Source organism: Vibrio sp. 811, assembly GCF_033339195.1.
Genome location: NZ_JAWOUB010000649.1, coordinates 1 through 594, shown reverse-complemented (window position 1 = coordinate 594; position 594 = coordinate 1). Strand labels below are relative to the sequence as shown.

Genomic DNA, 594 nt, shown 5'->3' with positions numbered 1-594 from the left:
CCTTCAGAGCTCGCCACGTCACTAGCGATGGTGCTGACATCAACCGACTCAAACGATTCTTTGTTTACAGGCTTTAGATAATCCATAAATTGACTGATGATCTCATTGCACTCTTCAGTGTCACTGATGATCCCTTCCGCCAAATAGCTGTCTTCTGGCGACATCATTTCAGTAGCGAGACGAATTCGCGTCAGCGGCGTACGTAAATCATGACTGATTCCTGCCATTAACAGAGCGCGGTCTTCTTCGAGCTCTTGAATCCCTTTCGACATCTGGTTAAACGCACGAGTTACCGAACGAATGTCCGATGCGCCTTTTTCTGGTAGCGGTGGGGGAATTTCCCCTCTCCCAACGCCTTCTGCCGCTCGTTGCAACGCCAATAATGGCCGGTTTTGCAAGCGAATAAACAACCAACCACCTGCGATAATTAATAGCGCCATGATCAGGCTGTTACGAAATAGCGGCGCAAAGTCCTCTTCTTGCAGCTCAGACAGCGGGATGCGAATAATGGAATTGGGCAGCTTCTCGATGTGCATCCACAAAATGTAGCTTTCACTACCTAGCAGCAGGCGTACTTCGGTTGGTGAGCCTAGC

General features: G+C 49.5%; 1 protein-coding gene. It reads right to left on the bottom strand.

The annotated features are described in order from the left end of the window. On the bottom strand, positions 1-594 hold a 594-nt coding region (locus tag R7Q46_RS28615; protein WP_318078500.1), incomplete at both ends, for a histidine kinase dimerization/phospho-acceptor domain-containing protein.